This window comes from Janthinobacterium sp. MP5059B (assembly GCF_001758645.1).
GTDB classification, from domain to species: domain Bacteria; phylum Pseudomonadota; class Gammaproteobacteria; order Burkholderiales; family Burkholderiaceae_D; genus Janthinobacterium; species Janthinobacterium lividum.
In genome coordinates this window covers 68917-90088 of record NZ_LRHX01000020.1, presented here as the reverse complement: position 1 = coordinate 90088, position 21172 = coordinate 68917, and the positions used below count along the sequence as shown (strand labels likewise).

The following is a 21172-nucleotide window of genomic DNA, read 5'->3' as shown; positions in this document are numbered from 1 at the left end:
GCCGAAAGCCACGCCGGGGCTGCGCAAGCGGCCCCACCACCCTGCCAGCCACCACCCCAGCCCCCGGAGACAGCATGGCCGATTCCACTATCGATTACGACGACGTGCAAGGCACGATCCTGCGCGGCTACCGCGTCAACTTGGCGCGCCATTTCATCTTCAGCATCACGGATGCGGCGCAGGCACGGCGCACCATCGCGGCTCTGCTCGACGGCAGCGACGGCTTGCCGTCCATTACCACCGCGCGGCACATCCACCCCAAGCCGCCCTGCTTCCTGAACCTCAGCTTTACCGCTCCTGGCCTGTCGGCGCTGGGCGTTGCCGCGACCGACCTGACCACCTTTGACCAGGCATTTCAACGGGGCGCGGCCGATCCGGCCAGCGTCACTGCCGTGGGCGACGTGGGCGACAGCGCCCCCGAGCACTGGCTCGGCAACCTGGGGCCGGCTACCCAGCATGGCCAGGTGCATGCGCTGCTGAGCCTGTGGGTCAGCGAATCGACGGAAGTGCTACAGGCGACCTCGGCCACACTACGCCGCGCCTTTGCCGCCGGCTGGCGCGAACTGTATGCGCATGACGGCGTGGCCCTGCCAGACAACCGCGTACATTTCGGCTACCGCGACAGCATCGCCCAGCCCGACGTCGATGGCGCCCCGCAGCGCAAGCGCGAACACGACCCTGACCCGCTCAACAGCGTGAAGACGGGGGAATTCCTGCTCGGCTATCCGAATGAAAACGGCGGCACCTACCAGGTGCAGCCGCCGCAGCTATCGACCAATGGCAGTTATGCCGCCTTCCGCATCCTGGAGCAGGACGTGCCCCTGTTCGACAGCATCCTGAGCCAGGGCGCGGCCAGTTCCGGACTCACGACCGAAATGGTGGCCGCCAAGATGTGCGGGCGCTGGCGCAACGGCAATCCGCTCGTGCTCAGGCCGGACGAGGCCGGGCCCGTGCTGCCGGACGCCAGCCTGAACCGCTTTCACTATGTCGATGGGCAGCCGGAACTCGATGACACGCTGGGCCTGAAATGCCCGATCGGCGCGCACATCCGGCGCAATAATCCGCGCGACGAAGCCGTCGTGGGCGCCTCCGCCCGCCACCACCGCATCGTGCGGCGCGCCATGCCCTACGGCAGCGAATATGATCCGGCAGCGCCCATCGCAGCGCAGCGCGGCCTGGTCGGCTATTTCATCAATGCCAGCCTGCGCAATCAGTTCGAATTCCTGATGAAGCAATGGAACAATGACGATGCCTTCGTCAAATCGGCCGTCGGCCCGGCCGGTCCCGAGGCGGGCGATGCCACGTTCAACATCAGCGGCCAGGACGTATTCCTGGGCATCAACGACCCGGCCGTCAGTTCCTTCACCTTGCCCGGCGTGGGCGCGAAGGGAAGCGGCAATACCGAACTGCAGCATTTCTCGCGCAGCGTCATCACGCGTGGCGGCGTGTATTGCTTCTTCCCCAGCATCACGGGATTGCGCTACCTGGCGAACCTCGGCTAGGCGGGCGCGCCACGGAGGCAAGCGGGAACGGCGCGGACCGCTTGCATTGCTCCTGTCATTGCACTATCGTTGGCATACGCGCGTGTTGCCAACCTTTCACAATGACAGGAGTTCCCACCGTGTCGCTGATCCTCTACGGCCACCCCTTTTCCTCGTACACGCAGAAGGTGCTCATCGCGCTGTACGAGAACGCCATCCCGTTCTCCTTCCGCTGCCTGGCGCCGGACATGCCGCAGCACCTGCAGCAATGGCTGGAACGCTGGCCGCTGCGCAAGTTTCCGCTGCTGGTGGACGGCGAGCGCAACGTCGCCGAGACCAGCATCATCATCGAATACCTGCAACTGGCCCATCCCGGTCCGCTGCGCCTGCTGCCGGACGATCCGATGCAGGCGCTGGACGTGCGTTTTCTCGACCGCTATTTCGACCTGCACGTCATGACACCAGTGCAGCATGCCGTCGGCGCAGCCCTGACTGGCGACCTGGCAAAGACCCGCGAAGGCCGCGCGTTTGCCGGCGAAAAGCTGGACCTCGCCTACGCCTGGCTGGAAGAGCACCTGGCCGGCAGGACGTGGGCCGCCGGCGACCACTTCAGCCTGGCCGACTGCGCCGCCGCCCCCGCGCTGTTCTATGCGGACTGGACCCAGCCGATACCCGCGACGCTGCCCCTGCTGCGCGCCTACCGCGCGCGCCTGCTGGCCCGCCCATCGTTCGCCCGGGCGGTGGAAGAGGCGCGCCCATACCGCCACCTCTTCCCCCTGGGCGCACCGCAGCGCGACTGACCTTGTTCAGTAAACCTGTTCAGCCAAACACGGGGCGGAAAAAACTGCGCTCGTAGCTGACGATGCAGCGCGTCTCTTCCGCATAGCGAAAGGCGGCCTGGCATTCGGCATCCTGCATCGAGTCGCTGCGGTACTGCTCGTACAAGGCCAGGCTGGGGAACGAGAACATGGCCAGGGCCACGTTGCTGGCACCTTCCGATGGCAGGAAATAGCCGTGATGCTGGCCGCCGAAGCGTTCGACCAGCGGTATCCACAGCTTGCCGTAGGCTTCAAATTCCCGCAATTTATACGGATCGATGATGTAGCGCAGGTAGCAGGTGATCATGAGTCTTCCTTTTGTAAATTCAGTTCCATCAGCATGCCCGCTTCCCAGGAGCCGATGACGGCCAGTGGCGTGCCAGGCAAGAAGTCCAGCGCGCAGGGATAGGCAACGGCGTGTTCGGCAAGCACGCCGAGTCCCGGCCAGGCGTAGAACAGCAGCTTGCCCTTGCCGATGCGGCCCAGCGCGCTGCCGTCGGGCAGCCAGCGCAAGGCGTCGCCCGTGCCGCCGCCCGCCTCCACGGGCACCGTGGCCAGCCGGCGGCCATCATCCAGCGCATGCACGGACAGAGACTCTTGGCCGTCAGCGTAATGCAGCACTGCCAGATGCTCGCCATCGGGCGACGGCGCGCATGACGCCAGCTTCGGCAGCGACAGCACCACGCGGCCGGCGCCCGCCTGCAGCGGCCAGTCCCACACGCTGCAATAGTCGGGCGGCTGCACTTGTCCCTCTTCCACCGATTTGACACCATGCAGGAGCAGCAAACGCCGTCCGCCATCGATAGCCCACATGCCGCGCAGCATCTCGCCCGGGTGCGCTTGCGTGAAAAGCGCCTCGCCCGTCTGCGCGTCGCGCACCCGCAGGCGGCCATCCCAGCCGCCGTCGGCAAGATACTGCCCGCAAGGCGACCACGCGGGACCGCAGCCTTCGCCATCCTTCTTGTTCTGGAAGTTGAAGGTCAGCTGGCCCGATTGCACATCCACCACGGCCAGCTGGCCCGTCGTGCTCTTGATGGCCAGCCGGCTGCCGTCGGGCGAGAAGGCCATGCCCGACATGTGCGCGATGAATTTGCCGCGCCACAGTTTGGTCCGTGCCGCCACGTCCCACAGCACCAGGTCGCGCCCCAGCACGGCCAGGCGCGTGCCATCGGGTGAAAACTGCACGCCGTAGCTGCAGCCCAGCTTCAAGGGCTTGCGCGTCGCCGTCACGGGCGTGCCAGGCGGTACACGACGCAATCGAGGTCGTAATGGCGCCCCATGCCCACGTATTGCATGCCCAGGCGCGTCATGACCTTGATCGAAGCGGCATTGTCCGGATGGGCCACGGCTACCACTGCGGGCGCGCCGACGACATCGAAGGCATGTGCGACGATGGCGGCAGCCGCCTCGCTGGCATAGCCCTGGCCCCAGCCTGTACGCGCCAGGCGCCAGCCGATTTCATGCGGTTTAGTCTTGTCGCCATCGAGATGCTGCAGGCAAGCCATGCCCACCATCTCGCCATCATCGAGGCGTATCAGCGCCCACCACGAATAGCCCCACTCGGCCCAGCGGCCCGTGATGCGCGTGACGGCCGCGCGCGTGTTCTCTTCCGTCTCGGGCTGGCCTGCGTTCAGATAGGTCATCACCTCGGGATCCGTGTTGAGCGTGCGCATGCGCTCGTAGTGGTTTTCCGTGATCGGTTCCAGGCGCAGACGCGCCGTCGTCAGTATGGTCATCGCATTTCCTTGGACGAAAAAAAAGACGATACACGATCGTCTTTTTTTTGCAAGCGCACACGCAATTACTTGCCTGCTTCGCCCTTCTTGATCCACGCCGCCAGTTGGTGCGGACGCAGGCCATCGTAGTCTTCGAACGGCTGGTGGATCCACGGATTGTGCGGCAGTTCGTCCAGGAAGTAGTCAGGACGCACGACGGAGCAGCCTTTCAGCCAGATCACGGCCGATTTGACTTCGGTCACGTCAGGGAAGTTTTCCTTCAGGTGACGCGTGACCTTGTCCAAGGTGACGCCGGAATCGGCCAGGTCGTCGACCAGCAGGATGCGGCCAGCCAGCGGGCCCTTGGTCATGGTCATGTACTTGGCGATATCGAGGTCGCCGCGCACCGTGCCCGCGTCTTCGCGGTAGGAGCTGGTCGACAGGATGGCCAACGGCAAATCAAAAATGCGCGAGAACACGTCGCCGGGACGCACGCCGCCGCGCGCCAGGCACAATACCTGGTCAAATTTCCAGCCCGATTCGTAGACCTTGAGCGCCAGGCGCTCGATCAGGCGGTGGTATTCTTCCCAGTTGACCCAGAGATGTTGATCGTTCGATTGTGGGGTAGTCATGATAGTGGAATCTTATTATTAGCGTGATTAAAAAAATCCGCCTTGCGGCGGATTGTGTCCAGCAGCTTACTCGAATGGATGGCGCAGCACGATCGTTTCTTCACGATCCGGACCGGTCGAAACCATGTCCACCGGCACGCCGACCAGTTCTTCGATGCGCTTGATGTAAGCGCGCGCCGTTGCCGGCAGGGCCGCCAGCGATTTCGCGCCGACCGTGCTTTCCGTCCAGCCTGGCATCTCTTCGTACACAGGTACACAACGGGCGGCTTCTTCGGCGCCCGATGGGAAGATGTCCGTAGCCACGCCGTCGATGGTGTAGCCGGTGCACAGTTTCAGCGTTTCGATACCATCCAGTACGTCCAGCTTGGTCAGGCACATGCCCGTCACGCCGTTGATCTGCACGGAGCGGCGCAGCAAGGCAGCGTCGAACCAGCCGCAGCGGCGGGCACGGCCCGTCACGGTGCCGAATTCATGGCCGACTTGCGCCAGGTGGTGGCCGACGCCCGCATCCGTTGGCAGTTCCGACGGGAACGGGCCGGAGCCGACGCGCGTCGTGTAAGCCTTGGTGATGCCAAGGATGTAGTGCAGCATGCCAGGACCGACGCCCGAACCGGCGGCGGCATTGCCAGCCACGCAGTTCGACGAGGTGACGAACGGATAGGTGCCGTGGTCGACGTCGAGCAGGGAACCCTGTGCGCCTTCGAACAGCAGGTTCGCGCCAGCCTTGTGCGCCTTGTACAGCGCGCTCGACACGTCGGTGACCATCGGGCGCAGGCGTGGCACATAGGCCAGCGCGTCGTCGAGGGTCTTCTGGTAATCGATTCGCGGAGCTTTCAGGTAGTGCTCCAGCACGAAGTTGTGGTAATCGAGGTTTTCCGCCAGTTTTTCAGCGAAACGGCTCTCGTTCAGCAGGTCGGCGACGCGGATGGCGCGGCGCGCCACCTTGTCTTCGTAGGCCGGGCCGATGCCCTTGCCGGTGGTGCCGATCTTGGCCGCGCCGCGCGCAGCTTCACGGGCCAGGTCGAGTGCCGAGTGGTAAGGCAGGATCACCGGTGCGGCGTCCGACACTTTCAGGCGCGAGGCGACTTCGACGCCGACGGCTTCCAGCTTGTCGATTTCGCGCAGTACGTCCGGCACGGAAACGACCACGCCGTTACCGATGTAGCAGGCGACGCCTGGACGCATGATGCCCGACGGGATCAGCTGCAGCGCGGTTTTCACGCCACCGATGACCAGCGTGTGGCCTGCATTGTGGCCGCCCTGGAAGCGCACCACACCCTGGGCGTGATCGGTCAACCAATCGACGATCTTGCCTTTACCTTCATCGCCCCATTGGGTGCCGATGACAACAACGTTCTTTGCCATAATTTTCTTTGACATCACTCAACCTAAGTTTTTAAGAATCCAGCTACTACCATTATCGGCAAGTACCAGCACGCGATCGCACTCGAACTCGTCTTGTTCATTACTGTGACCCGGCATACTCTGGATCACGACCTCGCCCGCCTTGCGCAACTCGGCGATTTTTTCCTTCAATTCTGGCGCGCTGCCCCACGGCGCGCGGATCGAATGCTTCCGTTCCGCGGTCGGCAACAGGCGCGCCAGTTCGCGCAAATCGAGCGAGAAGCCGGTCGCGGGACGAGCCCGGCCGAACGCTTCGCCGACGTGGTCATAACGGCCGCCGCGCGCAACCGCGTTCGGCAAGCCAGGTACATACAGCGCAAACATCGCGCCACTTTCATATTGGTAGCCGCGCAGGTCGGCCAGGTCGATCGCCACTTCGGCGCGGCCCAGCGCAGAGCCTGCCAGCGCGGCCAGTTCGGCCAGCGCCTTGAGCACGCCCGGCAGCGGCGGCAGCACTTCGCGCGCACGCGCCAGCACGTCGATGTCGCCATACAGGTTCGGCAAGGCCAGCAGCGCATCGCGCGTCACGGCGTCATAGCCGGCCGTGAGGGCGCGCAGGCCCGGCGCATCTTTCGCGCGCAGCAGTGTGTACAGCGCAGCTTCGTCGCGCTCGGCATTGGCGTCTTGCGCAATGATAGCGCGCAACAGGCCGACGTGCGACAAATCCAGCCGTACCGCGTCGAATCCGGCCAGTGCCAGCGAAGCGAGCGCCAGTTCCTGGATCTCGGCATCCGCTTCCAGGCCGGCGTGGCCATAGATTTCGGCGCCGATCTGCAGCGGCTCGCGGGTGGCGTGCAGGCCCGACGGACGGGTATGCAGCACGCTGCCGGCGTAGCACAGGCGGGTGACGGTGGCACGGTTGAGCAGGTGCGCGTCGATGCGCGCCACTTGCGTCGTCATGTCGGCGCGCAGGCCGAGCATGCGGCCCGACAGCTGGTCGACCAGTTTGAACGTGCGCAGGTCGGTATCCTTGCCAGCGCCAGTCATCAGCGATTCCAGATACTCGAGCAGCGGCGGCATCACCAGTTCATATCCGTACAGACGGAAATTATCCAGCATGAGGCGGCGCAGCTCTTCGATCTTGCGCGCTTCCGACGGCAGAACATCGGCAATATTTTCGGGCAAAAGCCAATTCGGCATGAGGGAGCGAGATACGGAAGAAAGTTGAAAAAATGCATCATGCGAGGCAGCGGCAGGCGCGCCAGGCAAGAGGCCGAACCTGATATTTTACGCGAAAACACGGGCCTTTAGGGATAAGTTGTCCGAAACGCTGCCGCACAGCCCTAAAAACACCGCATTTTACGCCTTCCCACAACAGCGTGCCGGTCACAAAAAAACGGGGCCGGCATTGACGCCGGCCCCGCTGCTGCCGCCCCCGTCCTTGCGGCCGGGCGCAGTGTGGATGCTGCCTTACTTCTTGGCCGAACCGGCTGCGCCGCCGCCCTTGAAGTACTTGAAGAATTCCGAACTCGGATCGACCACCATCACGTCGCCCTTGTCCTTGAACGTGGCGCGGTAGGCTTCCAGGCTACGGTAAAACTTGTAGAACTCCGGATTCCTGCCAAACGCTTCCGCATAGATCTGCGATGCCTTGGCATCGCCCTCGCCGCGGATCTTCTCGGCTTCGCGATACGCTTCGGCCAGGATCACCGTGCGCTGCTTGTCGGCGTCGGCACGGATTTTCTCGGAGTCGGCCGAACCGGTCGAACGCAGCTCATTGGCCACGCGCACGCGCTCAGACTTCATGCGCTCGTACACGGAGTTGTTGATCTGCTCGACGTAGTCGACGCGTTTCAGGCGCACGTCGACGATTTCCACGCCGATGGCCTTGGCTTCCGCCGAGACCTTCGCCAGGATCGCTTCCATCACCTTGCCGCGCTGGCCCGAGATCACTTCGCGCACGGTGCGCTTGGTGATTTCATCGTTCAGCGCTGCCTTGACGATTTGCGACATGCGGTTGCGGGCCGGCTTTTCATCGCCGCCAAAGCTGCGGAAATACAGCCGCGGGTCAGCGATGCGCCATTTCACATACGCGTCGACGAGGATGTTCTTCTTTTCGGCCGTGATGAAGCGTTCCGGTTCCGGCGTATCCAGGGTCAGGATGCGCTTGTCCAGGTACAGCACGTTCTGGAACGGCGGCGGCAGCTTGAAATACAGGCCCGGCGTGCTGATGACTTCCTTGACTTCACCGAGGGCGAAGACGACCGCATACTTACGCTGGTCGACCACGAACACGGTCGAGGACAAGAGCATGATCGCGATAAAGCCCGCGATCAGGGCGGCTACGATACGGTTCATTAGCGGCTCTCCCGTTCACGCGAAGAGCGGCTGTCGCGGCGCGTATTGACTTCTACTGTCGGCATGGCTTCCTGTGGCAAAACGGTGTTGGCTGCGGGTGTCGCGGCAGCACGGGCGGCGGCAGCGGCGGCATCGGTGGCAGCCGTCTGGGCGATCAGCTTGTCGAGCGGCAGGTACAGCAGATTGCTGCCCGTCTTCGCGTCAACCATGACCTTGCTGGCACTGCTGAACACTTGCTGCATCGTTTCGAGGTACATGCGGTCGCGCGTGACAACCGGCGCCTTCTGGTACTCGACCAGCACCTGCTTGAAGCGCGAAGCATTACCCGCGGCGTTCTCGGTCACCATCGCGCTGTACGCGGCCGCTTCCTCCATCAGGCGGAATGCGGCGCCGCGGGCTTTTGGAATGACGTCGTTGGCGTAAGCCTGGCCTTCATTCTTCTGGCGCTCGCGGTCCTGGCCTGCCTTGACGGCATCGTCGAAGGCGGCTTGCACCTGCTCCGGCGGCTGCACGGCCTGCATCGTCACGTTGGTGATGACGGCGCCGACCTTGTAGCGGTCGAGAATCTGCTGCATCAGCTGCTGCGTATCGTAAGCCACCTTTTCGCGGCCCTCGTACAGCACGAAGTCCATCTTGCTGCGGCCGACGACTTCGCGGATCGCCGTTTCGGCGACCTGGCGCAGGGTGTCTTCCTGGTCGCGCGTGTTGAACAGCCACGCCACGGGATCCTTCAGGGTGTATTGCACCGCGAACTGGATGTCGATGATGTTTTCATCGTCCGTCAGCATCAGCGACTCGCTGGCCTGCTTGTTGCGCAGCGACTGGCGGTAACCCACTTCCACCGTGCGCACCTGCGACACGTTGACGGTTTCGTCGGTCTGGAACGGGTACGGCCAGCGCCAGTTGAAACCGGCCGGCGTGGTGTGGCTGTACTTGCCGAACGTGAGCACGACGCCGTTCTGGCCCTCTTGCACGATGAAGGCGCCGCTGGCGAGCCAGATGAAGACGGCGATCACGCCGACCACGCCGGCGGTGATGCCGGCGCCCTTCATGTCGGGACGCGGACCACCGCCGCCACCGTTGTTATTGCCGCCGTTGTCGGGACGGTTCTTCTGTCCGAAAAAGGCGTTCAGGCGCTGATTGAAATCGCGCCACAACTGATCGAGGTCCGGCGGACCTTCGCCGGGCTTTTTGCCTTCTTGGGCTTTCTTGCCGTCGTCCTTGCGATTGCCCCAGCGGGGATCGTTCAGGGACAACTTCAAGCCTGTTTTTTTGAGTAGGGAGACAAGCATAACTATCGTGTTCCGACTTGGGAGTGGGTGGAAATCCTATCGTCCTCGCCAGGCTCTTTGTCCTGGTCCGGGGCGGCGCCATCGTGCTGGTCGTACTGACCGTCAAACTGATCTTCCTGCGGTGCTTCATCGTTCTGATACAGGTGGGCCGAACCGGGCGCCTTCCTAGCCATCTCGACAATCGCATCGCGCAGCAGGTCGAGCCCGCTGCCCTTCTGCGCACTGACGAACACGCGACTGATCGTAGCATATTCGTCGCGCTCCACCGAAGGCTCCAGCCCGGCCGCATCGATCTTGTTCCACACGAGGATTTGCGGAATATGATCGGCGCCGATCTCTTTCAAGACCAGGTTGACCTGCTCGATCTGCTCCATGCGCACCGGCGACGCGGCGTCGACGACATGCAGCAGCAAATCGGCATGGATGGTTTCTTCAAGCGTGGCGCGGAATGCCGCCACCAGCTGGTGCGGCAGTTCGCGCACGAAGCCGACCGTGTCGGAGATCACCACGTTACCCACTTCCTGGCCCAGGTAAACCCGGCGCGAGGTGGTGTCGAGGGTGGCGAACAACTGGTCGGCGACATACACGCCGGCCTTGGTCACGGCATTGAACAAGGTCGACTTGCCGGCATTGGTATAGCCGACCAGGGACACCGAGAATGTGTGATTGCGGCCGCGCGCGCGGCGCTGCGTTTCGCGCTGCTTGTGCAGCTTTTCCAGACGGGCGCGCAAGGCCTTGACGCGGTCGCCGATCAGCCGACGGTCGGTCTCGAGCTGCGTCTCGCCGGGACCGCGCAAGCCGATACCGCCCTTTTGCCGCTCAAGGTGGGTCCAGCCGCGGATCAGGCGCGTGGCCAGATGCTGCAGCTGTGCCAGTTCGACTTGCAGCTTGCCCTCGTGGCTCTTGGCGCGTTGCGCGAAGATGTCGAGGATCAGGCTGGTACGGTCGAGCACGCGCACATTCAGGCGCTTTTCCAGATTGCGCTGCTGGGCAGGTGAGAGGGCATGGTTGAAAATGACGATTTCCAGGCCATCGTTGACGACGACGTCGCCAATTTCATCGGCCTTGCCGCTGCCGACGAAATACGCGGAATCGGGACTGGATCGCTTGGCCGTGATGGTGGAAATCGGGTCCGCGCCAGCCGAACGCGACAGCAGCATGAGTTCCTCCATGCTGGCGGCGAAGTCGCTGTGACCGAAGTCAACCCCGACTAGTGCCGCGCGCATGATGGCATCTGATGAGTTGCGGCGGACGCCGACGCCGATGCAAACGCATCAGCGCCGCTGGCGCGGACGGGGGCGATAGAGGGTGAAAGGCGCTGGGCCGTCAAGCTCAACGCTTTACTCCGCTTCAGATTCAATATTGAGATTGACGGCACGGGCCGGCACCACTGTCGAGATGGCATGCTTGTACACCATCTGTGTCACCGTATTGCGCAGCAATACGACATATTGATCGAACGATTCGATATGGCCCTGCAATTTAATGCCATTGACCAGGTAAATCGAGACAGGAACATGCTCTTTGCGTAATGCATTGAGGAATGGGTCTTGTAACAGTTGCCCTTTGTTGCTCATAACAGCTCCGTTGTTTATGTTGTTGTGTAAGAATTGGAGGCGACTCGCTTGATTTCAAGTGCTCTCACACCTTTCAAAGAAAGAAAGATGCGTCATAGCTACTGTAACCTGTTTTCGCGATCGCTGTCGCGCATGGCGCATTAACACTTTATTATTCTCGTGCAAAAGCCATTGAATTGGCTGTCGGCGCCGCATTATCTCTGCGGCGCCTTAATATGCACTTAATTCAGCATTTAAATCATTACTTGCTTGGCGTGCGTGCAAACGGGTTTTTACCCGTGCGCAGTTCGATGCGCAGCGGCGTGCCGACCAACGCAAACGTATCGCGGAAATGTTTTTCCAGATAGCGTTTGTAAGGATCGCCAACGGCGTCGAGCGCATTGCCGTGAATAACGATCACAGGCGGGTTCATGCCGCCCTGGTGAGCGTAGCGCAACTTCGGACGAATCGACCCCTTGCGGCGCGGCTCCTGCTTCTCCACCGCCTCGATCAGGGCACGCGTCAGCTTCGGTGTCGACAGGTCGCACATGGCGGCCGCATACGCGGCGTTGAGCGACTTCATCAGCGGACCGATATTGGTGCCCTTCAGCGCCGAAATGAAATGCATCTGCGCGAACGACAGGAAATCGAGCTTGCGGTCGATATCGATCTTGATTTCATCGCGCTCGTGCGATTGCAAGCCATCCCATTTATTCACGGCCACCACCAGTGCGCGGCCCGATTCCAGGATAAAGCCGGCGATATGCGCGTCCTGTTCCGAGATATCCTGCTGCGCGTCGAGCATCAGCACGACCACGTTGGCTTCGGAAATCGACTGCAGCGTTTTCACCACCGAGAATTTCTCGATCGCTTCAAACACCTTGCCGCGGCGGCGGATACCGGCCGTGTCGATCAAGGTGTATTGCTGGCCATCGCGCTCGAACGGGATTTCGATCGAATCGCGCGTCGTGCCCGGCATGTCGAAGGCGATCACGCGCTCTTCGCCCAGCAGCGTGTTAATCAGCGTCGACTTGCCCACGTTCGGACGGCCGACGAGGGCGATCTTGATGCCGCGGTCGGTCTTTTCCAGCTCTTCAGGCTCATCCGGACGCTGCGCGAACGCCAGGTCCAGCATCACTTCGACGAGGTCGTTGACGCCGTCGCCGTGCGCCGACGAGATCGCATACGGATCGCCCATGCCCAATTCATAGAATTCGGACACGACGGCCGTGTAGCGCATGCCTTCGCTTTTGTTAACCACCAGCAAGACCGGGCGGCCGCTCTTGCGCAGGAAGTCAACGATGGTCTTGTCATGCGGGGTCAGGCCCTGACGGCCGTCCACGATGAACACCACCACGTCGGCCTCGGCCACGGCCTGCTTGGTCTGCAGTGCCATCTGGTGCATGATGCCTTCCTTGGCGACGGGTTCGAAACCACCCGTATCGATGACCAGGAAGGGACGTTCGCCGACACGGCCTTCGCCATAGTGACGATCGCGCGTCAACCCAGGCAAATCCGCCACCAGCGCATCGCGCGAGCGGGTCAGACGATTGAATAAAGTCGATTTCCCAACATTGGGTCGACCTACTAGTGCAATTACCGGCTTCATTGTATTACTCGACCGCGAGAGCGGTCACTGTCCCTGATTGGGTTTGAAAAATCAAATTCGAACCGGCAACAACGGGAGCCGAAACAATCGGGCTACCGTCGGTGCTGACACGACCTATTAATGCGCCATCTTCCCGTGACAGGAAGTGGATGTAACCTTGATAGTCACCGACGGCAACGCTGCGGCCGTAGGAGGCAGGCGTCGACAGGCGGCGGCGCGCCAGCGCCTCATTCTTCCAGGCGCTCTGGCCGCCTTCGCGGCTGAACGCCACGACGGCGCCCTGGGCGTCGGCAACAAACACAAAACGCTGGTCGACGGCCACGCCCACATCGGACGAGATCGGCTTGGTCCAGCGCGGCACGCCCGTGGCGGCATCGAAGCAGCCCGCCTTGCCCTGGTACGTGACGGCGCACACTTCGCCTTCGAATACCACCGGTGCGCCGGCGATATCGGAAACGCGTTCCAGTTCGGTGGCGCCGCGCGGTTCGCTGACGACGATCTCCCAGCGTACCACACCGGTGGCCGCCGTCAGAGCCAGCAGCTTGCCGCCTGGCTGGGCCACGTAGATGTTCGCGCCGCCCAGCACCATGCCCGGCGCATTGCGCAAGGTCAAGGCCGGCGTGGCGCGCTGCACCGTCCACTTGCGTTCGCCCGTCTTGGCGTCGAAGCCGACGATGCGGTTGTCCACGCTGCGCACCGCCACCACGCCCTGCCCTACGACGGGCGCCGTCAAGACTTCGCTGGACGCCTGAGCCTTCCACAGCTGCTTGCCGTCGGCATCGAACGCCAGCACGGCGCCCTTGGCGGCGCCCACGGCCACCAGCGTGCCATCGCTGCCGGCGCTGGACGTGATGTCGCTGCCGGCCTTGACGCGCCACGTCTCACGGCCGCTGGCCGCGTCCAGGCGCGCCAGCGCGCCATCGGCGCTGACCACGTACAGGCTGTTGCCGGCCAGCGCAGGCGTGAAGGCGTAGACGCCGGCCTTGCCGATCGAATACTTCCAGGCGTCGCGCACGGCGATGCTCGATTTTAACTCGACCAGCTTGGCCGGTTCGACTTTCGGATCTTTCGAGGCGAACGGGTTCCAGGACGAGCAACCGGCCATCAGGGCCAACAGACTTGCAGCTACCAGCTTTTCAGTGACACGCATAAGTGTTATCCAACCTTTTTCTTGTACTTGTAAGGGCAAGGCAGGCGGCGCACAACGCCGCCCGGCCACGCCGTCAGTGTTCCTGTCAGGCGGCAGCCTTGTCAGCCTTGGCCTTGTCTTCCGGTACCGTACCGCCGATCGCTTCCAGTTTGACCTGGATCAATTGACGGCCTGGATTGTTCTTGTCCGTCGCTGCCAGAGCGGCCAGGTAAGCCGTGCGTGCCTCGGCCAGCTTGTTTTGCGCCACCAGGACGTCGCCCTTGCGGTCGGCCACGGCGCCGGCAAATTGCGCCACGGAAGCCGTCGCCAGCACTTTCAGCGCTTCATCGTAGGCTTTTTCATCCAGCAGGACGCCAGCCAGGCGCAGCTTGGCGATGGATTTGTACTCTTCCGTGCCGTGCTCGGCCACCCATTGCAGCTGGGTCTTGGCCGTTTTCAGGTCATTCGCATCGAACGCCACCTTGGCCGCAGCCAGGGCGCTCATCTGCGCATACGCCGTGCCGCTGAAACGCGATTGCATGTCGCCAGCCGCGCGCATCACCTTGGCGGTGTCCTTGGCGGCGATGGCGTTTTGCAGTTCATCGTACAGCTGGCCCGCTTGCGCAGCCTGCGTGCGCTGGTAGTACTGCCAGCCAGCCCAGCCGCTGTAGCCTGCCAGCGCCACGATCAGGACCCAGGAGGTCAGATTGCCATTGCGCTGCCACCAGGCCTTGAGGGTTGCCAGTTGTTCTTGTTCTTCGTGATCGTATGCCATGGGTCGTCAGTTTTAATGAGTAGTTGATCGAGGGTAGTACGGTCTTACTGCAAATCAATGGTGGTGATGCACGTGGCCGCCAGGACCGTGGTCATGGCCGCAATCGTGGTCGCCGATGATCTGGTCCACCACGTAATCGACGACATCGTCGAACGGCACCGTGTTCTGCTGCGCGCCGGCATCGGCTTCGCGCATGGCTTTCACCGTAGCGACGTTATTGGCGATTTCATCGTCGCCCATGATCACGGCAAACGCCGCGCCGCTGGCGTCGGCCTTTTTCATTTGCGTCTTGAAGCTGCCGCCACCGTTGCTCGCTGCGCAATGTAGCACAACGTCCAGGCCCGCATCGCGAATCCGCTCGGCCAGCACGAAAGCTTGCAAGCCTGCCTGCTCGCCCTGGTGCACCAGGTAGACGTCGCACTGGGCCGGCTGCTCGGGCTCGGCCGCGTCTTTCATCAGCAATACCAGGCGTTCGACGCCCATGCCAAAACCGACGGCGGGCGTCGATTTGCCGCCGAACATTTCCACCATGCCGTCATAGCGGCCACCGGCGCAGACCGTGCCTTGCGCGCCCAGCTTGTCGCTGACCCACTCGAACACCGTGCGGTTGTAGTAATCGAGGCCGCGCACCAGACGTGGATTGATGGTGAACGGGATATTGTTGTGGTTCAATATCTTCTGCACGCCGTGGAAGTGGGCCAGCGATTCCTCGCCCAGGTAGTCCAGCAGCTTCGGCGCGCCATTGACCAGGTCCTGCATCGCAGGGTTCTTGGTGTCGAGGATGCGCAGCGGATTGCTGTGCAGGCGGCGCTTGGCTTCTTCGTCGAGCAGCTCGCTGTGGCTTTCCAGGTAGGCGATCAGGTCGGCGCGGTGGCGCAGGCGCTCGGCCGCATCGCCGATCGAGTTCAGTTCCAGGCGGATGCCTTCCAGGCCCAGGTCATCCCACAGGCGGCGCGACAGCATGATGATCTCGGCGTCGATATCCGGGCCCGTGAAACCGATGGCTTCCACGCCGAACTGGTGGAACTGGCGGTAGCGGCCCTTTTGCGGACGCTCATGGCGGAACATCTGGCCCTTGTACCACAGGCGTTTCGGGCCTTCGTAGACGAGGTTGTGCTCGACCACGGCGCGCACCACGCCGGCCGTGCCTTCAGGACGCAGGGTCAGGTTGTCGCCGTTCATCGAATCGGTGAACGAATACATTTCCTTTTCCACGATATCGGTCACGGCGCCGATGGCGCGCGCGAACAATTTCGTTTCTTCCACGATCGGCGTGCGGATTTGCTGGAAGCCATAGCTTTGCAGCACGGATTGCGCCGTGTTTTCAAACAATTCCCACAGCGGGGCATCGGCTGGCAGGACATCGTTCATGCCCTTCACGCCTGTAATTTTTTCTGCTTTTTTATTTTCTGACATAGTGTTCTTCTTTGCTTTAACTTGATTGTCGGATGACGCGCTTCGCGCCTCGGCGGCCCCGCTAATCCGACCTACCCGACCGATTACGCGGCAACCGGCGCGGTCTTGCCATAATGGCTTTTAACATAATTCAAGACGATGTCCTGGAATTCCTCGACGATGCGTTCGCCGCGCAGGGTAACGACTTTTTCGCCGTCGACAAACACGGGCGCGGCAGGCGACTCGCCCGTGCCGGGCAGGCTGATGCCGATGTTCGCATGCTTCGATTCGCCGGGGCCGTTGACGATGCAGCCCATCACGGCCACGTTCATCGCTTCCACGCCCGGATACGATTTCTTCCATTCCGGCATCTGCTCGCGCAGATACGTCTGGATGTTGTCAGCCAGCTCCTGGAAGGTGGTCGACGTCGTGCGGCCGCAGCCTGGGCAAGCGATGACCATGGGCGCGAACTTGCGCAAGCCCATGGTTTGCAGGATTTCCTGGCCGACGATGACTTCGCGCGTGCGGTCGCCGCCCGGTTCGGGTGTGAGCGAAATGCGGATGGTGTCGCCGATGCCTTCCTGCAGCAGCACGGCCAGGGCCGCGGTGGACGCCACGATGCCCTTGCTGCCCATGCCCGCTTCCGTCAAACCCAGGTGCAGCGGATAGTCGCAGCGCTGCGCCAGTTCGCGGTACACGGCGATCAGGTCCTGCACGCCCGAAACCTTGCACGACAGAATGATCTTGTCGCGCGCCAGACCCAGTTCTTCGGCGCGCACGGCATTTTCAATCGCCGACGTCACCAGCGCTTCATACATGACGGCTTGCGCCGGCCACGGTTCGGCGCGGCCCGCGTTTTCATCCATGATGCGCGCCAGCAAGGCCTGGTCCAGGCTGCCCCAGTTCACGCCGATGCGCACCGGCTTGTCGTAGCGGCAAGCCGCCTCGATCATTTGCGCGAATTGCGTATCGCGCTTGGCGCCCTTGCCCACGTTGCCCGGGTTGATGCGGTACTTCGACAGCGCGCGTGCGCAATCGGGGTAATCGTTGAGCAGGGTATGGCCGTTATAGTGAAAATCGCCCACCAGCGGCACGTCGATGTCCATCTTGTCGAGCTGCTCGCGGATGTAGGGCACGGCTGCGGCCGCTTCAGGACGGTCCACCGTCAGGCGCACCAGCTCCGAACCGGCACGCGCCAGTTCCTTGATCTGGATCGCCGTGCCGATGGCGTCGGCCGTATCCGTGTTCGTCATCGACTGCACCACCACGGGGGCGTCGCCGCCCACCCAGATCTGGCGCTGGCCGTGCGCGATCAGCACCTTGCGGCTGTCGCGACGGCCAGATGGACCGGAGCCGATCGCTGTTTTCGAGGTAGCCATAATATTATCTTCTGAGTTTGCTTGAACGGTTACTGCAATTATTTGATGCTGACACGAGAAATCGTGCCGCCGGCAACGGTCGGCAGATCCAGCTTGGCGCCGCGCAAGGTTGCCTGCACGACACCCGGCTTGCCTACCACCAGGGTGGCCGGTCCCGTGATATCGAACGTTTCCGTGCTGCCCGCCTTGACCATGCGCGAAATCAGCGGCGTGCTGCCGGGGCGGCGGATTTCCACCCAGGAATCCTGCTCGACCTTCAGCACCAGCGCATTCGCGCCCACGGCAGCTGCAGCCGCGGGCGGCGTGACGGCAGGCGTCGCCGCTGGAGCGGGCGCGGGCACGGCGGCTGGCGGCACTACGGCAGCGGCCGGCGCCGAAGCGACGGCGGCCGGTGCGCCCGTCTGCGTATCGTTGCCTGGCGGCGGCGGCACGGAAATCAGGGGCACGGACGGCGACTGCACGGGCGTCAAGTCCTGGCCCGGCTTGATCAGGGTCGTTTCCACGGGGCCCACTTCCGCATGCGCCGTTTCTTTCCCGGCCTGCGAGGACAGCAGGCCGGCCGGCACATAACCGAGTTTATACGCGCCAAAGGCGGCCGCCACGACGACAGCCACGGCGCCGGCGATCCAGAGGGGAGTCTGGTTCGACGAGCGCTGCGTCATCGACGGGAAGCGCGATTCGGAAAACGTGGCGGAAATTTCACGCCGCACGGGCGCGGCCGGGTCCTGCTGCGCTGGCGCCGGATGGACTTCGATCATGGCCACCAGCGGCGCCGCGTCGAGACGCACCACCTTGGCGTAGGCGCGCACGAAACCGCGCACCACGGCCAGATTCGGCAAAGCCGCCATGTCGCCCTCTTCCAGCGCGATCACCTGGCGCGGCGCCAGCTTGAGCTGGTCGGCCACCTGCTCCACCGGCCAGCCCAGCGCTTCGCGCTGCGCTTTCAACTGTGCGCCTGCCAACGCAAGATTGCCCTGGGGCTGCTGCTGAGGCGTTTCTGCCCACTCTGAATTCATTGGTATCCCTGTCTCACTCATCAAACGCCCCATTTTGATAAGCAGCATATTCGGGGGAGCCGGAATGGTGGTTGCGCAACAGCGCCCCCAGGCCAGCTTCCGCACCCGCATCCCCGAGCTTATGCTGCACCTTGATCCCGAGCCACAGCACATCGGCCGTCTGGCCCTCCATTGTCGCTACTTTACCGAGCCGCTCAAGGTAATGAGCCGCTTGCCGGTAGTCTTGCTGTTGGTAATACACGCGCACCAGGCCGACATAGGTAATTGCCGCGCCAGGTGCGATGCGCTCCGCCTTGAGCCAGTAGCCGGCGGCGCGCGGGTAATCTTTCATGACCAGGCTGCACGCCGCCGCATTATGCAGCGCCAGTTCAGGCGTGCCATAGGTGACATCTTGCAATGCGGCATCAAAATACGCCAACGACTGCGCCGCGCGCCCGGTCTGGCACAGAAACAGGCCATAATTATTGCTCAACTCGGGATTGTGGGGCGCAAGGCGCAATGCGTAAAGAAAATCTTTTTCAGCAGCCACGGGTTGGCGCATAGCAGCAAAAATCAGGGCGCGCATGCCGCGCACCTGGGCGTTGCCCGGTGCCAGCTGCACCGCCTGCTCCGCTTCCGCCAACGCCACCACAAACTGGTCTTGCATATAATAGGCGCTGGCCAACTGCAAGCGCAAGGCGGCGCGCTGCTCGACAGATGCAGCCTGCTCCTTGTCTGCGGTGGAAGCACAGCCGGCCAGCAGCACGCCCAGGCTGACAACAGCCACGGCAAGTACGCCAGGATAAGCCATGCTTCCCCGCATCAGGAGCGGATCTCCACGATCTTGCCGAAATTGGCGCCAAATTTCTGTTGATACTCAGTCATCTTTTCCATGCGCTCCTGCACCCGGGTGCGGTCCTTGACTTCGCCGGCCAGCTGGCCGCAGGCCGCATCGATATCGTCGCCGCGCGTCTTGCGCACGGTGGTGATGATGCCGCCATCCATGAGCACCTGGGCAAACGCCTTGATGCGCGGGTTTTTCGAGCGGAACAGGCCCGACTCGGGGAAAGGATTGAACGGGATCAGGTTGAACTTGCAGTTCACGCCGAACTCGCGGTCTTGCACCAGCGCCAGCAGTTCGCGCGCATGCTCGTCGCTGTCGTTGACGCCGTCCAGCATGCAGTACTCGAAGGTGATGAAGTCGCGCGGGGCAAATTCCAGGTAGCGCTTGCAGGCCGCCATCAATTCCTTCAGCGGATACTTCTTGTTCAGTGGAATCAGCCCGTCGCGCAAGGCGTCGTTCGAGGCGTGCAGCGAGACGGCCAGGGCCACCGGCACTTCCTGCGACAGCTTGTCCATCATCGGCACCACGCCCGACGTCGACAGGGTCACGCGGCGGCGCGACAGGCCGTAGGCGTTGTCGTCAAGCATCAATTTCAGGGCAGTGACGGTCGGCTCAAAGTTCAGCAGGGGCTCGCCCATGCCCATCATCACCACGTTGGTGATCTGGCGCTCGCCTTTCGGGCCCGGTTCGATGCCCTTGGTGCGGCGCAATTCGAACTCCGCCATCCACAGCTGGCCGATGATTTCGCCCACGGACAGGTTGCGGTTGAAGCCTTGCTTGCCCGTCGAGCAGAAACGGCAGTTCACGGCGCAGCCGGCCTGGGTCGAGATGCACAGGGTGCCGCGGTTTTCTTCCGGAATGAACACGGTTTCCACGGCATTGCCATTGCCCACGTCGACCAGCCACTTGCGCGTGCCATCCGTCGACGTGTGGTCGCTGATGATGGCCGGGGCGCGCACTTCGGCGCGCGTGGCCAGCTTGTCGCGCAGCGACTTGGCCAGATCCGTCATGGCGTCGAAATCGGAAGCGCCGAACTGATGTATCCAACGTTGCAATTGTTTCGCACGAAACGGTTTCTCTCCCAACTCGGCGCAGTAGGCGATGAGTTGCGCGGGATCGAGGTCCAGCAAGTTGGTGAGGGTCGTCGTATTCATGATCTTGTCTATTCTAAAAATCCGTCCCCGCGCGCATCCGGAGCGAAAACTCCACAGCGCAGCGGGAACAGGGGGTGATAAGTTATTTCACAGATAACGCCAGGAAATAACGTTATCTAAGGCAATTAAGCCTTCAGTTCTGGGAAGAAGTAAGCGATTTCCACTTTAGCAGCTTCGACAGCGTCGGAACCGTGTACGGCGTTAGCGTCGATCGAATCGGCGAAATCGGCGCGGATCGTGCCTTTTTCTGCTTTCTTCGGATCGGTCGCGCCCATCAGGTCACGGTGGGCCAGAACGGCGTTTTCGCCTTCCAGGGCTTGGATCATGACTGGACCGGAAACCATGAAGTCGACCAGATCCTTGAAAAAGCCGCGTTCTTTGTGCGCTGCGTAGAAGCCTTCAGCTTGTTCGCGCGACAGTTGGGTCATGCGTGCTGCAACGATTTTCAGGCCAGCGTTTTCAAAACGGGAGTAGATTTGACCGATTACGTTTTTTGCAACTGCGTCTGGTTTGATGATCGACAGGGTGCGTTCGATTGCCATGTGTGAAAACTCCAATAAAAAGTAAGGTTTAAAACGGTAAATTGATAACTCAATCAACCTTTGATTTTACCATACTCCACCCCATATCACCCAGATAGGCAGGGGGCATCTTGCCGCCCTGCCCCCGTTTAATGAAATCTTAAGCTGCTTTTTT

21 protein-coding genes are annotated in these 21172 nt (G+C 62.3%); 2 read left to right on the top strand and 19 right to left on the bottom strand.

Annotation, left to right across the window (positions count from 1 at the left end; genetic code table 11):
* Positions 1-74 precede the first annotated feature (74 nt).
* Both JAB1_RS24295 and JAB1_RS24290 read left to right on the top strand, forming a co-directional pair.
* Entirely contained in the window at positions 75-1502 is a 1428-nt protein-coding gene (locus JAB1_RS24295; protein WP_070282100.1) for a hypothetical protein, read from the top strand.
* 119 nt (positions 1503-1621) lie between these two features.
* Positions 1622-2281 carry a glutathione S-transferase family protein gene (locus JAB1_RS24290; RefSeq protein ID WP_070282099.1) on the top strand — a complete coding sequence of 220 codons (660 nt, stop codon included), beginning with the start codon at positions 1622-1624 and terminating at the stop codon, positions 2279-2281.
* 19 nt (positions 2282-2300) lie between these two features.
* On the opposite strand, the gene JAB1_RS24285 is transcribed toward JAB1_RS24290, so the two are convergent.
* The 19 genes from JAB1_RS24285 to ndk all read right to left on the bottom strand — a co-directional run bounded on the left by JAB1_RS24285 (position 2301) and on the right by ndk (position 21018).
* Positions 2301-2606 carry an NIPSNAP family protein gene (locus JAB1_RS24285; RefSeq protein ID WP_034789018.1) on the bottom strand — a complete coding sequence of 102 codons (306 nt, stop codon included), beginning with the start codon at positions 2604-2606 and terminating at the stop codon, positions 2301-2303.
* On the bottom strand, positions 2603-3556 hold the full coding sequence (locus JAB1_RS24280) for a WD40 repeat domain-containing protein (protein ID WP_139144662.1): 954 nt from the start codon (positions 3554-3556) through the stop codon (positions 2603-2605). Before JAB1_RS24280 ends, JAB1_RS24285 begins: the two co-directional genes overlap by 4 nt.
* On the bottom strand, positions 3526-4035 hold the full coding sequence (locus JAB1_RS24275; protein WP_070282097.1) for a GNAT family N-acetyltransferase: 510 nt from the start codon (positions 4033-4035) through the stop codon (positions 3526-3528). The genes JAB1_RS24280 and JAB1_RS24275 overlap by 31 nt, the downstream gene beginning before the upstream one ends.
* Before the next feature lie 65 nt (positions 4036-4100).
* The gene (locus tag JAB1_RS24270) at positions 4101-4646 is read right to left on the bottom strand and encodes a phosphoribosyltransferase family protein (RefSeq protein ID WP_034752020.1); all 546 of its coding nucleotides are present in this window, start codon (positions 4644-4646) and stop codon (positions 4101-4103) included.
* A gap of 66 nt (positions 4647-4712) precedes the next feature.
* Positions 4713-6026 (bottom strand): adenylosuccinate synthase, encoded by a 1314-nt coding sequence (locus tag JAB1_RS24265; protein ID WP_034789024.1) that lies wholly within the window; start codon positions 6024-6026, stop codon positions 4713-4715.
* A gap of 3 nt (positions 6027-6029) precedes the next feature.
* Positions 6030-7190, bottom strand: coding sequence for an ATP phosphoribosyltransferase regulatory subunit (locus JAB1_RS24260; RefSeq protein WP_070254058.1), 1161 nt, complete (start codon positions 7188-7190; stop codon positions 6030-6032).
* 270 nt (positions 7191-7460) lie between these two features.
* Positions 7461-8348, bottom strand: coding sequence for a protease modulator HflC (hflC, locus tag JAB1_RS24255; RefSeq protein WP_034789029.1), 888 nt, complete (start codon positions 8346-8348; stop codon positions 7461-7463).
* Positions 8348-9640, bottom strand: coding sequence for an FtsH protease activity modulator HflK (gene hflK, locus JAB1_RS24250; RefSeq protein ID WP_070254060.1), 1293 nt, complete (start codon positions 9638-9640; stop codon positions 8348-8350). The genes hflC and hflK overlap by 1 nt, the downstream gene beginning before the upstream one ends.
* A gap of 2 nt (positions 9641-9642) precedes the next feature.
* Positions 9643-10866, bottom strand: a complete 1224-nt coding sequence (gene hflX, locus JAB1_RS24245; protein WP_034789035.1) for a GTPase HflX — start codon at positions 10864-10866, stop codon at positions 9643-9645.
* A gap of 114 nt (positions 10867-10980) precedes the next feature.
* The gene (hfq, locus tag JAB1_RS24240) at positions 10981-11217 is read right to left on the bottom strand and encodes an RNA chaperone Hfq (protein ID WP_008450615.1); all 237 of its coding nucleotides are present in this window, start codon (positions 11215-11217) and stop codon (positions 10981-10983) included.
* A gap of 241 nt (positions 11218-11458) precedes the next feature.
* Positions 11459-12805 (bottom strand): ribosome biogenesis GTPase Der, encoded by a 1347-nt coding sequence (gene der / locus JAB1_RS24235; protein ID WP_034752028.1) that lies wholly within the window; start codon positions 12803-12805, stop codon positions 11459-11461.
* Positions 12806-12809: 4 nt separating this feature from the next.
* Positions 12810-13955, bottom strand: coding sequence for an outer membrane protein assembly factor BamB (gene bamB, locus JAB1_RS24230; RefSeq protein ID WP_070282096.1), 1146 nt, complete (start codon positions 13953-13955; stop codon positions 12810-12812).
* Between the two features lie 85 nt (positions 13956-14040).
* On the bottom strand, positions 14041-14709 hold the full coding sequence (locus JAB1_RS24225) for a tetratricopeptide repeat protein (RefSeq protein ID WP_034789040.1): 669 nt from the start codon (positions 14707-14709) through the stop codon (positions 14041-14043).
* A 54-nt stretch (positions 14710-14763) separates the two neighbouring features.
* Entirely contained in the window at positions 14764-16125 is a 1362-nt protein-coding gene (gene hisS / locus JAB1_RS24220; RefSeq protein WP_034789042.1) for a histidine--tRNA ligase, read from the bottom strand.
* Positions 16126-16208: 83 nt separating this feature from the next.
* Positions 16209-17483: a flavodoxin-dependent (E)-4-hydroxy-3-methylbut-2-enyl-diphosphate synthase gene (gene ispG, locus JAB1_RS24215; RefSeq protein WP_034789045.1), complete on the bottom strand. Its 1275-nt coding sequence runs from the start codon at positions 17481-17483 to the stop codon at positions 16209-16211.
* A gap of 38 nt (positions 17484-17521) precedes the next feature.
* Positions 17522-18430, bottom strand: a complete 909-nt coding sequence (locus JAB1_RS24210; protein ID WP_343216002.1) for a helix-turn-helix domain-containing protein — start codon at positions 18428-18430, stop codon at positions 17522-17524.
* Positions 18431-18512: 82 nt separating this feature from the next.
* Positions 18513-19289: a type IV pilus biogenesis/stability protein PilW gene (pilW, locus tag JAB1_RS24205; RefSeq protein ID WP_254672245.1), complete on the bottom strand. Its 777-nt coding sequence runs from the start codon at positions 19287-19289 to the stop codon at positions 18513-18515.
* Between the two features lie 11 nt (positions 19290-19300).
* Entirely contained in the window at positions 19301-20476 is a 1176-nt protein-coding gene (rlmN, locus tag JAB1_RS24200; protein WP_034752035.1) for a 23S rRNA (adenine(2503)-C(2))-methyltransferase RlmN, read from the bottom strand.
* 125 nt (positions 20477-20601) lie between these two features.
* Entirely contained in the window at positions 20602-21018 is a 417-nt protein-coding gene (gene ndk, locus JAB1_RS24195) for a nucleoside-diphosphate kinase (protein ID WP_034752036.1), read from the bottom strand.
* Positions 21019-21172: the final 154 nt, after the last annotated feature.